This is a genomic window from Rhodoferax sp. (genome assembly GCF_039922535.1).
Lineage (GTDB): Bacteria > Pseudomonadota > Gammaproteobacteria > Burkholderiales > Burkholderiaceae_C > Rhodoferax_B.
In genome coordinates this window covers 1-13,755 of record NZ_JBDTEM010000286.1, presented here as the reverse complement: position 1 = coordinate 13,755, position 13,755 = coordinate 1, and the positions used below count along the sequence as shown (strand labels likewise).

Genomic DNA, 13,755 nt, shown 5'->3' with positions numbered 1-13,755 from the left:
CTGGACCCTGTGGCGCATGTCGCGCAACCTGGCCGCATCCAATCCACGCCCGCACCGCTGGGTACTGCTGGCGCTGCTGGGCTGGTTGGCGGTGATGCCGGTACAAGCCGCACCGTCCAAATCGCATGACATCGTGACCCGGCTGGCGCTGAGCCTAGCGGCCCATGAAAAACCGTTTCGGCGCGCCGACCTGCATGCCATGCCCGCTGCGCCCGTGGCCGGCCCAACGGTTTAAAAATTCCTCTTTTTGTAGCTGCCCGCGCAGGGAGAATATGCGCTCGCAGCCTTTTTCCTTCAAATCGTTTCGGTGCTACAGAGAGGGCCGCACGCGGTCCATGGGAAGCAGCACAACTTGTTACACGTTCACACGGATGCGGTAAGCTGCAGGCCCCCTACCCTAGCGCCTGCACTGCCCCATGGACATTGATCCCTCCATCTACAAAACCCTGCTCGAATCCACCAAAGCCATTCCCTGGAAGATTGACTGGAAGACCCTGACGTTTACCTACATCGGGCCGCAAATTGAAGAGCTGCTGGGCTGGAGTCCCGAGAGCTGGGTGGGCGCGCAAGACTGGGCCGACCGTATGCACCCCGAGGACCGCGAAGAGACCTTCAACTTCTGCGTCAGCCAGTCCCAGGCCGGGGTGGACCACGAGGCCGACTACCGCGCCCTGACCAAGGATGGCGGCTACGTGTGGATCCGTGACGTTGTACACGTGGTGCGCAAAGACGGCGAGGTGGAGGCGCTGGTGGGCTTCATGTTCGACATCAGCGAACGCAAAAAAACCGAAGAAAAACTCATCACCCTGCAAAAAGAGCTGGAAGAGCTGTCCTTCAAAGATGGCTTGACCGGCATTGCCAACCGGCGGCTGTTCGATTCCATCATGGAGATCGAATGGGGCAACGCCCGGCGCAACTGCCAACCCCTGTCGGTGATCATGCTGGACATTGATTTTTTCAAACCCTACAACGACCACTACGGCCACCTCAAGGGCGACGACACCCTCAAGCTGGTAGCCCAGAGCCTGGCCTCGGCAGCCACCCGGTCGCGCGACTTTGTAGGCCGCTACGGTGGCGAGGAATTTGTACTGGTGCTGTCCGAAACCGACGAAAAAGCCGCCCTGAAAATCGCCGAACGTTGCCGCAACCTGGTCGCCCAGCTACAGATTCCCCACCAGGGCTCGCCCCTAGCGCACCTCACCGCCAGCCTGGGTGTGGGCACGGCCATTCCCGGGGCGGATTCCAGCATGGCGGAATTTTTGGACGCGGTGGACAAGCAGTTGTACCGGGCCAAACACCTGGGCCGCAACCGGGTGGAATCGGCCCCTGCCAGCTTAGCGCCCACCAGCGTATCCCACGCAGGGCTGATACGCTAGCCATTTCATAGCACATCGCGCAGGTACATACTGCGCCGGTCGCTGTTTTTCCATAAATTTTCTAACGCCGGAGCCGGGGTTAGCAACAACTGATCGACCAGCGGCAGCAGCAGCGTGGTGTCGGGATTCACCAGCAGCAGCAGGCGCGGGTCGCGGGGCGGGGCCGTGGTGTCCAGCGGATCGGCTTCGTCCAGCCGCCCCACCCAGTCCAGCCCGCCCAGGACAGCCAGTACCGGCTCCAGTTGCAGGGTATCGACCTGCAGCGCCTGCGCCAGCTGGGCCATGCTCAGGCCTCTATCGCCCCGGGCTTGCACCGCATGCAGGTGCTGCAGCACCTCAATAGCCAACAAAAACGACCAGCCGTAGGCCGTAGAGCGGCGCGGCACACCTTCCAACAGGCTGGGCATGTAAGCCGCAATCACCGCACCCAGCAACACGATCACCCAGGCCAGGTAGATCCAGATCAGCATGATAGGCAGCGTGGCAAAGGCGCCGTACACCACCGAATACGTGGGCACCGCCGCCAGGTAATAGGTCAGCACGCGCTTGGCCACCTCGATGCTGACGGCCACAAACACCCCACCCGACCAGGCATGTGCCCAGCGCACCCGGGTATTGGGCACGTAGTGGTACAGCGCCGCCATACCCGCCGACAACAAGGCCATCTGCAACAGGCTGAACAGCAGCCGCACCCCGCCAGGCAGGCCATCCACCACGCCTTGCGAGCTGGAGATCAGGTACGACGTGAGCGCCAGGCTAGCCCCCAGCAGCACCGGCCCCAGGGTGATACCGGCCCAGTAAATCAGCACCCGCTGGCCCAAAGGCCGGGGGCGGCGCACGCGCCAGATGGCATTCAGCGTGCGGTCGATGGTCAAGATCAGCGCCAGCGCGGTAAACAGCACCAGGGCCAAGCCCGCCGCCCCCAGCTTGCTGGCCTGGCTGGCAAACTGGGTCAGGTAGCCCAGCACCTGGCGGGAAATGCTCTCGGGAATCAGGCTTTGGATCAACCACTTTTGCAGCACGCCCTGCACTTTGCTGAACATCGGAAAGGCGGTGAAGATGGCCAGCGCCACGGTAAAAAAGGGCACCAGCGCCAGCGAGGTCGTGAAGGTCAGGCTGCTGGCCGTCAGGCCCAGTTGGTCCTCACGAAAGCGCTCGCGCAGGGTGTGGGCGGTGGTTCTCCAAGGGAAACAGGACAGGTCTTTGAGGAACTGGTCAAAGCGTTGGGAAAGAGTGGCAAGGGACAAAGACATGGCCGCTATGATGCCATCGCTATGACCTCCCTCTCGAACCCCACTACCGAACACTCTGTCTCCTGGACCCGCGCCCTGGCCGTCTGCAGCCTTTTGGGCCTGATTGCGCTCAGCCTGGCCTGGGAGCTAGTGCTGGCTCCGCTACGCCCTGGCAGCGTGGTGCTGGCGCTGAAAGCCGTGCCGCTGTGCATCCCGCTCATCGGCCTGCTGAAAAACCGCATGTACACCTACCGCTGGGTCAGCCTGATGGTCTGGCTGTACTTTACCGAAGGCGTGGTGCGGGCCTACAGCGATGCGGCGCCCAGCCGTTGGTACGCGCTGGGCGAGGCCCTGCTGTGCGTGGCCCTGTTCGTCGCCTGCGCCATGCATGTGCGGCTGCGCTTCAAGAATGCGAAGGCCGCCGCCGTGCCGGCTTAAAGGAAACTTCCCATGCAAGACCTGATCGACACGCTGCGCCAAACGGTGGGCGCAACCCACGTGCTCACCGACGGCGACCTCAGCGCCTACGAGCTGGACTGGCGCAAGCGCAGCCGCGGCAAGGCCCTAGCCGTGGTTCGCCCTGGCAGCACGCTGGAGGTGGCAGCCGTCGTCAAAGCCTGCGCCGCCGCCGGTGTCAGCATCGTGCCGCAGGGCGGCAACACCGGGCTGGTGGTGGGCAGCACGCCGGACGACTCGGGCACGCAGATCGTGCTGAGCCTGCAGCGCATGCATGCCGTGCGCCAGATCGATGGAGCCAATCTCACCATGACGGTGGAAGCGGGCTGCATCCTGCAAAACCTGCAGGACACGGCAGAAAAAGCCGGTTTTCTGTTCCCCCTGAGTCTGGCCGCCGAAGGCAGCTGCACCATTGGCGGCAACCTTTCCACCAACGCGGGCGGCACCCAGGTGCTGCGCTACGGCAACACCCGCGAACTCTGCCTGGGCCTGGAGGTGGTAACTGCGCACGGCGAAATCTGGAGCGGCCTAAGTGGTCTGCGCAAAGACAACACCGGTTACGACCTGCGCAACCTGTTTGTGGGCAGCGAAGGCACGCTAGGCATCATCACCGCCGCCACGATGAAGCTGGTGCCCCAGCCCGCCGCCCAGCTCACCGCCTGGGCTGCCGTGCCCAGCCTGGACCACGCCGTGGCCCTGCTCGGGCTGGCCCACCGGCACCTGGGCGCGGGGCTGACCGGCTTTGAAGTGATGGGCCAGTTTGCACTGAGCCTGGTGGCCAAGCACTACCCGCAGCAGCGCGTGCCGCTGTACCTCGATACACCCTGGTGCGTGCTGCTGGAGAACTCGGACAGCGAGTCCGAAACCCACGCCCGCGACCGCTTCGAGCACCTGCTGGAGCTGGCCATGGAACAAGGCTGCGTGACCGATGCCGTGGTGGCCGAAAACATCGCCCAGGCCCACGCCCTGTGGCATGTGCGCGAAAGCATCTCCATGGCCCAGGCCGAAGAAGGGCTGAATATCAAGCACGACATCTCCATTCCCGTGTCCCGCATCCCCGAGTTTGTGCGCAGCACCGATGCCCTGCTGACCGCGCACATCCCCGGCGTGCGGCTGGTCAACTTCGGCCACCTGGGCGACGGCAACCTGCACTACAACGTGCAAGCCCCCGCCGACGGTGATGCCGCCACATTTCTGCGCACCCGGGAGGACCGCGTCAACACCCTGGTATTCGATGCGGTGGTGGCGCATGGCGGCTCCATCTCGGCCGAGCACGGCGTGGGCAGCCTGAAAGTGGCCCACCTGGAACACTACAAATCCCCCGTGGCAATGGACCTGATGCGCAGCATCAAGGAAGCCCTGGACCCGCAGAACCTGATGAATCCTGGCCGGGTAGTGCAGGTGGCAAACGCCGGGTTTTAAAATGACGCGCACTCGCCATGCCCCGACCTCCGGGAATAACACCCAAACGCTGGCAATTTCCCACGGTCGCGTCATTAACGCGGGGCAAGCAAGAGATGCTATGCAGACCGCGGAAGGCAAATGCATCGACCGGGAAGTCTGGAACGCCGATAACAAGAATTCCATCGACTACTACAACGCTCGCATTGCGACCGAAGGTCTTCCTTTGGCGCAGTACCGCACCTTTTAAACATAGACCGATTTGACGTTTACTCGCCCCCCCGAAATGAATCGCCCCGTCCGCTCCCAATACGAAGACTTCATGCGCCTGGTGCATACCACCGGCACACCCAAAACCGACCGCACCGGCACCGGCACACGCAGCGTCTTTGGCCACCAGATGCGCTTCGATTTGAACGAGGGCTTTCCCCTGGTGACCACCAAGAAAGTCCACCTGCGCTCCATCATCCAAGAACTGCTGTGGTTCCTGACCGGCAGCAGCGACAACAACTGGCTCAAAGAGCGCGGCGTGAGCATCTGGGACGAATGGGCCCGGCCCGACGGTGATTTGGGCCCGGTCTACGGCGTGCAGTGGCGCAGCTGGCCCACGCCAACCCCTGAAAATCCGGGCGGCCACATTGACCAGATCGCCGAAGTCATCAAGACGCTAAAGACCAACCCCGACAGCCGCCGCATCATCGTCAGCGCCTGGAACGTGGCCGATCTCGACAAGATGGCGCTGATGCCCTGCCATGCGTTCTTTCAGTTTTATGTAGCCGATGGCCGCTTGAGCTGCCAGCTCTACCAGCGCAGCGCCGACATCTTTTTGGGCGTGCCCTTCAACATCGCCAGCTACGCCCTGCTCACCCATATGGTGGCCCAGCAGTGCGACCTGGCGGTGGGCGACTTCATTTGGACGGGCGGCGACTGCCACATCTACAGCAACCACGTGGACCAGGTGAACGAGCAACTCAACCGCGCGCCCTACCCCTACCCCACGCTGCGCATCTTGCGTAAACCGGCCGACATCTTCAGTTACGAATTTGAAGACTTTGAGGTGCAAGACTACCAATGCCACCCCGCCATCAAAGCGCCGGTGGCGGTATGACGCAGTTGCACCTCATCTTCGCCCGCGCCGCCAACGGCGTGATTGGCATCAACGGCACTCTGCCCTGGCACCTGCCGGAAGACATGGCGCATTTCAAGCGCACCACGCTGGGCTGCCCGGTGATCATGGGGCGCAAAACCTGGGATTCGTTGCCTGCACGGTTTCGGCCACTGCCAGGACGCATCAATATCGTGGTAACGCGGCAAGCCGATTGGTTGGCCGAGGGCGCACTGCGGGCCAGGTCCATCGCCGAGGCGGCGGCGCTGTGCCCGGCAGGCAGCGATGCCTGGGTGATTGGCGGGGCCGAGATGTACGCACAAGCTCTGCCACTGGCCCAGTCGGCCGTGGTGACTGAGATCGACAGCGCTTTTGAAGGCGATGCGTTCGCCCCGAACTTCGACGCGGCATGGACCGAGACCAGCCGCGAGGCGCACACCAGCAGCACGGGGCTGGGCTTCAGTTTTGTACGCTACCAGCGCCAACGCTGAAAACTATATTTTTGATAGCTGCCTGCGCAGGTAGCACCTGCGCCAGAGGCCTAAAAAGCATATAAAAAAGCCGCCGCTGGAACGACCCAGGGGCGGCAAAGATGGGGGTCGCCGCAACGCCCCCCAAGCCTACTTCTTGATGCTCATCTCGTTGCTCACGGCCTTCACGTCTTCGGTGGCTTTGGCGACTTCCATGGCTTTGTCGATTTGACCCTGGTTGTCTACAAAGCCGCTGAGCTGCACCTCGCCCTTGCGGGTTACCACGCCAATATCCAGGCTTTTGATGCTGGCATCGTTGAGCAGCGCAGCCTTGACGCGGGTGGTGACGATGCCGTCGTCCACCTTGTTGCCCACGGTGGTGTCGGCGGTTTTCAAGGCCATCTTGTTATTGATACTTTTCACCCCGGCCACGCCATTGGTGATGGCGGTGGCGCGTTCGATCTGGGCTTGGCTGTCCACAAAGCCGCTGAGCATGACCTCGCCCTTGCGGGTTTCAACCTTCACGTCCACGCTTTTCACATCGGCATCGGCTAGCAGGGCCGACTTGACGCTGGCCGTAACTACGGTGTCGTCAATCTCGGTGCCCACGGTGGTGCTGGCCGCAGGTCCGCTAGCCGCGGTTTCAACCGGCTTGCTGCAGGCCACAATGGACAAGGACATGGCGCTCACCAAAGCAATGGCGGCGAAATATTCATACGGTGTCTTCTTCATAAGGACTCTCCTGCTGAAAAGTTAACGTTGGACGATCTTGCCGTTTTCGTCGGACAACACGATCTCGACGCGGCGGTTCATCTGGCGGTTTTGGGCGGTGTCATTGGCGGCCACGGGGTAGCCTTCGCCGTAGCCCTTGGTAGCGACGCGGTCGCTGCCAATGCCCATACCGGCCAGGGCGGTGCGCACAGACTCAGCCCGGCGGTCCGACAGCTCTTGGTTATGCGCGCTGCTGCCGGTGCTGTCGGTAAAGCCTTCGATGAGCACCTTGCGCTGCGGGTTTTGCTGCAGCACATCGGCCAGCTTCTGGGCGGTGCGCATACCTTCGGGGGTCAGGCGCGCCTGGTCGGTGCCAAACAACACATCGCCCAGGGTGATGACCATGCCGCGGTCGGTCTTCTTGGCGGCCAGGTCGGCCAACTGGGCTTCCAGCTGCATGTTGCGGGTTTGCGCTTCCATGGCGACACGGCGGGCTTCGTCGGTTTTGCGCTGGGCATCGGCAGCATCGCTTTGGGCCATCAGGGCGGCCTGTTGGGCTTCGGCGGCTTTGGCCTTGGCCGCGTCGGCCTCGTTCGAGCGCTGCTGCAGGCGCAACTGGTCGGCTTCCTTGCTGCCTGCGAGCACTTCGGCTTCGGCCATCTTCCGGCTGGCAACCTCTTGCGTCAGCGCAATTTTTTGCTTGGCCAGATAGGCCAGTTCATCGACCTTGGCAGGCTTGTCTTTGTCATTGGCGGACGCATCGGCGCGGGCCAGGGCAACACCGGCTTGCTGGAGTTCCAGCGGCGCATAGCGGTTCACGCTAGGGCTGGCCTGGGCCATGCGGTAGTCGCTGTGGGTCTGTTCCAGCAGGGTGGTGTTGGTGGGCATGGAGCTGCAGGCACCCAAAAGCACGGCAACGGCAAGAGCGAGGGGAGTGGTGTAGAGATTTTTCATTTGTGTCCTGAATTAGTTGGTCTTGCTAGCGCGGTCGAGCTCTTCGCGCAGAACGCGCAGGTTGTCTTGCAGCGCATCGGCAGCGGCTTGGGCTTTGGCGTTATTGGCCTTGCCCTGTGCCAGCTTGGCATCGGCCTGGGCTTCATTGGCCAGGCTGGCGGCCAGTTTGTAGTCCTTATTGGCCATGGCCTTGTTGGCGGCGGCCATCTTGGTGCGGGCCGACTCCATCTCTAGTGGGGCAAATTCCGCTCCACCGGCACTGACCGCGCTGTCTACCGCTGATTTAGACACTGCCACGTCCGCCGTAGCGGGGGTTTTCATGCTGCTGCAGCCCACCAGCAATGCCAATGCGGTGGCGCTCAGGCCTAAGGCCCATGTGTTTTTAGTCATAAAGTCTCCTATATAAAGTGAAAGACCTGCGCGCTGGGCGGGTCGTGGCAATCAAACTAAGCATTCCGAATTCCCGAGGTGAAGCAGGCTTCAAGGGAAATCTTGCTGTGGAATTAATGTATGAAATACCCCGTACCCAGCCCAGCAGACAGCCACGCGAGCCCAAGTAGGACGGGGTAGTGCACACACAATCGGCATCCTCCTACAGGCCGGGTAAGCCACCCCGCGTAGGCAACATCCGACACACCGAAGGCATGGCTACCGCTACATGCAGGCATGGGGCTGGTCCATGATCGATAAATGCTCTTGCACAAAATCGCCCCTTACTGGAATCTGATCAAGCAAGTCGCCATCTCCTGGGTGGACGACTACGCCCCCAGCATGGGTGCTGCGCTGGCCTACTACACGATGTTTTCGCTGGCACCGCTGCTGCTCATCGCCATTTCGGTGGCCGGTCTGGTATTTGGCGAAGAGGCTGCACGGGGCGAAATCGCCGAGCAACTGCGCAGCTTCATGGGTGACCAGGGTGCCAGCGCGGTACAGGGCCTGCTGGCCAGCGTGCGCCAGCCCAGCGAAGGCATTGCGGCCACCACCCTGGGTGTGGGGCTGCTGTTTTTTGGCGCGGCCAGCGTCTTTGGCGAGCTGCAAAACGCGCTGAACCGCATTTGGCGCGCCCCGGTGGCACCCACCAGCAGTTGGGCCAGCATGCTGCGGGCACGCTTGCTGTCGTTCGGCATGATTCTGGCCATGGGCTTCTTGCTGATCGTGTCGCTGGTGGTCAGCGCGGCCCTGGCCACCACCGAGCGCTGGCTGCAGCCCATCTTTGGCGAATGGCTGGTGGTGGCCGCCACCATCAATGCCGTGGGCAGCTTCCTGCTGGTCGCGGCGATGTTTGCCCTGATCTACAAAGTGATGCCCCGGGCCCAGGTGGAGTGGAAGGACGTGTGGATTGGCTCCACCGTCACCGCCTTGCTGTTCACCGTAGGCAAGTCGCTGATTGGCCTGTACGTGGGCCGCAGCGGCGTAGCCTCGGCCTTTGGTGCCGCCGGGTCGCTGGTGGTGATGCTGGTGTGGGTGTACTACTCGGCGCAAATCTTCCTGATCGGGGCCGAATTCACCTGGTGCTATGCCAACGCATTTGGCTCGCGCAAGGGCCTTGCAGGCTCGGTAGAACCCGCGCCAGAAATAGCACCACATCGCCCGCAGTTATCGCCTTAAGCCCCTGGCTTTTTGCTGCCGCAGGATGAGAATAGACAGGCCAGCATGTTCTGGTGACGCGCCGCCACACCGTGGCATTTTTGAAAGGATGGGCTGCCATGCACACACTTCCCCGCTCCCCCTTGGCCCTGACCCTGCCCCTTTGGCGCAGCCTCGCCACCGCCCTGGCGGCACTGCTGCTGTCGGTATCGGCCCTGGCCGCGCCGCTGAGCACGCAAGAGGTCAAAAACGTGCGCGCAGTCATCCAGGCCCAACTGGCCGCTTTTGCTGCGGACGATGCGGTCAAAGCCTTCTCATACGCGGCCCCCAATGTGCGCAAATCCGTCGCCTCGGCCGAACATTTCATGGCCATGGTGCGCGGCCAGTACGCCGTGGTGTACCGCCCCGCCTCCGTGGCCTTCATGCAACCCGAGCGCGACGGTGACATGGTGGTGCAACCCGTACAGATGTCCGATGCCGAAGGCGTCGCCTGGCTGGCCGTCTACACCTTGCAGCGGCAAAAAAACAAGCAGTGGCGCATTACCGGCTGCTTTGTACAGGGCACCAACGGGCGCATGGCCTGAAACCTCCTGCACTACGTTTTTCATAGCTGCTAGCGCATGTTAAATATGCGCTAGAGCACGATTTGGCATGTAATATTCGGACCACACTTTCCGAAACATGCCATGCCCACTTTGCTGATCCACAACGCCGACTGCATTGCCACACTGGACGACAGCCGCCGCGAACTCCACCAGGGCTACGTTTTCATCCGCGACGGCAAAATCGAGTCGCTAGGCGCCGCCGCCGACCTACCCCCAGACCTGCTGCACAGCGCCGACGAGGTCATCAATGCCACGGGCCACCTGGTCATTCCCGGCCTGGTCAACACCCACCACCACATGTACCAGAGCCTGACGCGGGCCATCCCCCAGGTGCAAAACGCCGAGCTGTTTGGCTGGCTGCGCGGCCTGTACCCGATCTGGGCCGGACTTACGCCGGAGATGGTCCACGTCTCCACCCAGGTCGCCATGGCCGAGCTGCTGCTGTCGGGCTGCACCACCAGCAGCGACCACCTCTACATCTACCCCAATGGCGTGCAGCTCGACGACAGCATCGCCGCCGCGCTGGACATCGGCATGCGCTTCACCGCCACCCGCGGCAGCATGAGCGTCGGTGCCAGCCAGGGCGGCCTGCCGCCCGACAGCGTGGTCGAACCAGAAGCCGCCATCCTGCAAGACAGCCAACGCCTCATCACCCGCTACCACGACGCATCCCATGGCGCGATGACCCAGGTGGCCCTGGCCCCCTGCTCGCCCTTCAGCGTCAGCCGTGACCTGATGCGCGAATCCGCCGCCTTAGCCCGCAGCTTGGGCGCGCGGCTGCACACCCATCTGGCCGAAAACGACCACGACATCGCCTACACCCGCGAGAAATTCAATTGCACCCCCGCCGAATACGCCCAAGACCTGGGCTGGCTCGGCCCCGACGTATGGCATGCCCACTGCGTCAAGCTGGATACGCAAGGCATCAGCCTCTACGCCGCCACCCGCACCGGCGTGGCCCATTGCCCCTGCAGCAATATGCGCCTGGCCAGCGGCATCGCCCCCATCCGCAAGATGATCAACGCCGGTGTGCCCGTGGGCCTGGGCGTAGACGGCAGCGCCAGCAACGATGCCGCCCACATGGTCAACGAAGCCCGGCAAGCGCTGCTGCTGGCACGTGTGGGTAGGTCGCTAGAACCCTTCGGCTGCGACCATGGCCCGGAAGAGATGACGGTACGCAATGTGCTGGAAATTGCCACCCGCGGCGGCGCCGAGGTGCTGGGTCGCAAAGACATCGGCCACCTGGCACCCGGCATGTGCGCCGACCTGGCGATGTTCGACCTGCGCACGCTGGGCTTCGCTGGCGGCGCGGTGCACGACCCGGTCGGCAGCCTGCTGCTCTGCGCGAGTGCACAAGCTGCCTACACGGTGGTGAACGGGCGCGTCGTGGTGCGCGAAGGCCAACTCAGCACCCTGGAGCTGGGGCCGCTGGTGGAGCGGCACAACCAGTTGGCGCTGCAGCTGGCCGCGCCGCGGTAAACGACATCAGCGTTTGATCGCCAATACCAGCACGCCGCCGGCCACCATGGCAATGCCACTCCACTCGCGCAGGCTGGGCCGCTCGCCCAGAAAAGCAAACGCAAAAATGGCCACCAGCACCAGACTCAGCTTGTCCACCGGTGCCACTTTGGATGCCTCGCCGATCTGCAGTGCCCGAAAGTAGCAAACCCAGGATGCGCCGGTCGCCAGACCCGACAAGCCCAGAAAAACCCAGGTCTTGGTGGGCAGCTGCAGCGGATTGCTCCACTTGCCGGCAAACCATACAAACAGAAACAGCACCACAATGATCACCGCCGTGCGCACCAGCGTCGCCATGTCAGAGTCGATACCCTGGATACCAATTTTGGCAAAAATGGCCGTCATGGCCGCAAAGACGGCAGACAGAAGAGCCCAGTAAAACCAGGCAGAAGATGTGTTCATGGCGTAATCATTTAAGAGACTGGCCGGAATGCTACCGATTTTTTACATCGGCCCATAGCCTCTGCGGCGGCAGGGCTCCCCGGCACCGCAACCGGGCCACCGCCAGCCGATCATCTATAGGCTGCTGGTCGGCCTCAACGTTTGGGTTCAGCGTTTGCCGAAGGCAAGTCTGCTCGAACGACCGTTGAGGGCGTATTTTCACCCGCGCGTAGCCGCCCCTCTGCCGACTGCTTGCCACCCGACGCCAGCTGCAACGTGCCAGCCTTGCCCAGACCGAAAGGCGGCATATTGACGTAAATATTTTCATACTTACCGGGCGAGACGGCGTAGGTTTCGTGCCATATGCCCACGGTCCCATCGGTGCCTACCGATTGGTTAAAGGACCGCCATGCAGGCAAGTGCTCGGATTCCTTGTTCTTGGCATACGACAGCAGTTGTTCCATGGAACGCCAATATTGAACCATGATGGTGGTCCGTGAGAACCAAGATTCGGCGTGCAGGAAGCCTAGCTCCGGGTGCCGATAAAGCTCTTTCAGCATGCGGGGCATCGCCTGAACGACCGGCAACCACTTGTGAATCTTCAACGGATGGTTGATCCGCATCCCGATCAGGAACACGACGTAATTCCCCTCGAGATTGGCCGTAAATCGCTCAGGTCTGATCATGGGGGCTTGCGCTCTAACGTCCAAATTGAGCGGACCAGCCAGCGTAGCTGGCGCAGGTCCGCTCGAATGCAGGGTTGAACGGCATTCTCATGCGAGCCAGTCGTCCGTGTCGCGCTGCAGGCCAAGGCCCACCGCTTCGAATTCATCGACGGAGGCGCCTTTATGCACGCCGAGGGACCGGAGCGCTTGATTCACCGCAGAGTCAGAAACGACCACCGGGCCAACCGCCTTGCCATCGGAGAAGAGCGCGTGAGCTTGCGTTCCAGCACCGCCAAAAATCTCGACTTCGATATAGGCCAGCGCGCACCGCGCACTGAGCCGCTCGCACAAATCAGAAAGCGCGAGAGGAAGGCATTCCTGCCCCTCATCTGTCAGCGGGCAAAACGGCAGGTTGTGCGCCTTCAGCGCTTCAGCGCCAAGTGGGATCAAGTCCATGCCGCCTCCGATGCCGATCAGTTCGAGTTTCTCCGGAAGCTCGGACACCGCGCCGGACTTTGCGACGATCGCTTGAAGCGTGTAAGCCATGCCTGTGCCGTTCAACGTAGACGTAACCGGCGACTTGCGCCAGGAGCCCGCAACGCGGGCGGATGCCGCAAGGCGTCCGTGTTGACGGGCAAGTTAAACCTCAATTCCGCCTCCCCATCCCGCTCCCCAGCTAGTAATAAGCTTCTTTGAGCGCTCATTCTGAAGCAACCTCAATCAGTCGAACTTCTGTTCCTCTAGGAACTTCGGATTTTTCTCGCACTTCGCCAAGCAAAAGACCAATATTTCGAGAAGTCCCAAAGCACTTTGTAAAGAGGTCGACGCCGGTCAAAGAGGTCTCAAAGGATGTTCCATCCGGCCGAATAGCTTCAACCATGGCGCCTACAAGAAGCCGTTGTTCCTCGTCGCACCAAACGCCGGTAACCACAGTCCCCCGCCCGTCGATAGAAAAGGCATCTTCCACGGTCGTAATGCGCACTCGTGACATGAGGTTTAACAATCAGCGTTTATCTGCCGCGCAACGGTGCCAGCCCAAGGCGAGGATGTAAATCGCGGCAGATAAACCATGTTGGACTGAACCGCCGTCACTAGCGGTCGTGTGAGTTGTTTTGGCTATAGGGGATTTGTTTCAATCCCCCGCTTTTGTCGAGCGATTATGGCCCAGCGCAGCACCCTATGGGCCTGGGCAAAGTGCCCCCATTGCATGGACTGGCGTTGCATCTACGCCCACCCTGACAGGCACTGCATTGCGCAAATAGGCGCGCCCAAACAGGGCCCGACGCTAGCCCGG

The 13,755-nt window shown here is 62.0% G+C and carries 17 protein-coding genes and 1 pseudogene; 10 read left to right on the top strand and 8 right to left on the bottom strand.

Going from position 1 to position 13,755, the window contains the following annotated elements:
- A pseudogene (locus tag ABI213_RS13365) lies at window positions 1–235 on the top strand (hypothetical protein); the annotation flags it as partial.
- Between the two features lie 181 nt (window positions 236–416).
- A complete protein-coding gene (locus ABI213_RS13360; RefSeq protein WP_348027497.1) occupies window positions 417–1,376 on the top strand; it encodes a sensor domain-containing diguanylate cyclase in 960 nt (319 codons plus the stop codon).
- Between the two features lie 5 nt (window positions 1,377–1,381).
- Here the strand turns inward: ABI213_RS13360 and ABI213_RS13355 are convergent, their stop codons facing one another.
- Window positions 1,382–2,629, bottom strand: a complete 1,248-nt coding sequence (locus ABI213_RS13355) for a YihY family inner membrane protein (protein WP_348027495.1) — start codon at window positions 2,627–2,629, stop codon at window positions 1,382–1,384.
- Window positions 2,630–2,650: 21 nt separating this feature from the next.
- On the opposite strand from ABI213_RS13355, the gene ABI213_RS13350 reads away from it, so the two are divergent.
- The 5 genes from ABI213_RS13350 to ABI213_RS13330 all read left to right on the top strand — a co-directional run bounded on the left by ABI213_RS13350 (window position 2,651) and on the right by ABI213_RS13330 (window position 6,061).
- Window positions 2,651–3,046 (top strand): DUF2069 domain-containing protein, encoded by a 396-nt coding sequence (locus ABI213_RS13350; protein ID WP_348027493.1) that lies wholly within the window; start codon window positions 2,651–2,653, stop codon window positions 3,044–3,046.
- Window positions 3,047–3,058: 12 nt separating this feature from the next.
- The gene (locus tag ABI213_RS13345; RefSeq protein ID WP_348027491.1) at window positions 3,059–4,486 is read left to right on the top strand and encodes an FAD-binding oxidoreductase; all 1,428 of its coding nucleotides are present in this window, start codon (window positions 3,059–3,061) and stop codon (window positions 4,484–4,486) included.
- A 100-nt stretch (window positions 4,487–4,586) separates the two neighbouring features.
- The gene (locus tag ABI213_RS13340) at window positions 4,587–4,715 is read left to right on the top strand and encodes a type II toxin-antitoxin system CcdA family antitoxin (RefSeq protein ID WP_348027489.1); all 129 of its coding nucleotides are present in this window, start codon (window positions 4,587–4,589) and stop codon (window positions 4,713–4,715) included.
- Between the two features lie 36 nt (window positions 4,716–4,751).
- On the top strand, window positions 4,752–5,573 hold the full coding sequence (locus ABI213_RS13335; protein ID WP_348027487.1) for a thymidylate synthase: 822 nt from the start codon (window positions 4,752–4,754) through the stop codon (window positions 5,571–5,573).
- Window positions 5,537–6,061, top strand: a complete 525-nt coding sequence (locus tag ABI213_RS13330; RefSeq protein WP_348027485.1) for a dihydrofolate reductase — start codon at window positions 5,537–5,539, stop codon at window positions 6,059–6,061. The genes ABI213_RS13335 and ABI213_RS13330 overlap by 37 nt, the downstream gene beginning before the upstream one ends.
- A gap of 129 nt (window positions 6,062–6,190) precedes the next feature.
- Here ABI213_RS13330 and ABI213_RS13325 read toward each other — a convergent pair whose 3' ends face one another.
- From ABI213_RS13325 to ABI213_RS13315, 3 genes are read right to left on the bottom strand one after another with little or no spacing between them, the layout of a single operon-like run.
- On the bottom strand, window positions 6,191–6,772 hold the full coding sequence (locus tag ABI213_RS13325; RefSeq protein WP_348027483.1) for a BON domain-containing protein: 582 nt from the start codon (window positions 6,770–6,772) through the stop codon (window positions 6,191–6,193).
- Window positions 6,773–6,793: 21 nt separating this feature from the next.
- Window positions 6,794–7,705 (bottom strand): OmpA family protein, encoded by a 912-nt coding sequence (locus ABI213_RS13320; protein ID WP_348027481.1) that lies wholly within the window; start codon window positions 7,703–7,705, stop codon window positions 6,794–6,796.
- A gap of 12 nt (window positions 7,706–7,717) precedes the next feature.
- The gene (locus ABI213_RS13315; RefSeq protein WP_348027479.1) at window positions 7,718–8,095 is read right to left on the bottom strand and encodes a DUF4398 domain-containing protein; all 378 of its coding nucleotides are present in this window, start codon (window positions 8,093–8,095) and stop codon (window positions 7,718–7,720) included.
- A 300-nt stretch (window positions 8,096–8,395) separates the two neighbouring features.
- Between ABI213_RS13315 and ABI213_RS13310 the strand changes: the two genes are divergently transcribed.
- The 3 genes from ABI213_RS13310 (at window position 8,396) to ABI213_RS13300 (ending at window position 11,376) form a co-directional block, all read left to right on the top strand.
- Window positions 8,396–9,313, top strand: a complete 918-nt coding sequence (locus tag ABI213_RS13310; protein ID WP_348027477.1) for a YihY/virulence factor BrkB family protein — start codon at window positions 8,396–8,398, stop codon at window positions 9,311–9,313.
- A 98-nt stretch (window positions 9,314–9,411) separates the two neighbouring features.
- Window positions 9,412–9,876, top strand: coding sequence for a DUF4864 domain-containing protein (locus ABI213_RS13305; protein ID WP_348027475.1), 465 nt, complete (start codon window positions 9,412–9,414; stop codon window positions 9,874–9,876).
- 102 nt (window positions 9,877–9,978) lie between these two features.
- Window positions 9,979–11,376 carry an 8-oxoguanine deaminase gene (locus ABI213_RS13300; protein WP_348027473.1) on the top strand — a complete coding sequence of 466 codons (1,398 nt, stop codon included), beginning with the start codon at window positions 9,979–9,981 and terminating at the stop codon, window positions 11,374–11,376.
- Between the two features lie 6 nt (window positions 11,377–11,382).
- Here the strand turns inward: ABI213_RS13300 and ABI213_RS13295 are convergent, their stop codons facing one another.
- The 4 genes from ABI213_RS13295 to ABI213_RS13280 all read right to left on the bottom strand — a co-directional run bounded on the left by ABI213_RS13295 (window position 11,383) and on the right by ABI213_RS13280 (window position 13,296).
- Complete coding sequence (locus ABI213_RS13295) at window positions 11,383–11,817, bottom strand: EamA family transporter (protein ID WP_348027471.1); 435 nt, start codon at window positions 11,815–11,817, stop codon at window positions 11,383–11,385.
- A gap of 134 nt (window positions 11,818–11,951) precedes the next feature.
- Window positions 11,952–12,482, bottom strand: a complete 531-nt coding sequence (locus ABI213_RS13290; RefSeq protein WP_348027469.1) for a DUF4188 domain-containing protein — start codon at window positions 12,480–12,482, stop codon at window positions 11,952–11,954.
- 87 nt (window positions 12,483–12,569) lie between these two features.
- On the bottom strand, window positions 12,570–13,007 hold the full coding sequence (locus tag ABI213_RS13285) for a hypothetical protein (RefSeq protein WP_348027467.1): 438 nt from the start codon (window positions 13,005–13,007) through the stop codon (window positions 12,570–12,572).
- 154 nt (window positions 13,008–13,161) lie between these two features.
- Complete coding sequence (locus ABI213_RS13280) at window positions 13,162–13,296, bottom strand: hypothetical protein (RefSeq protein ID WP_348027465.1); 135 nt, start codon at window positions 13,294–13,296, stop codon at window positions 13,162–13,164.
- Window positions 13,297–13,755: the final 459 nt, after the last annotated feature.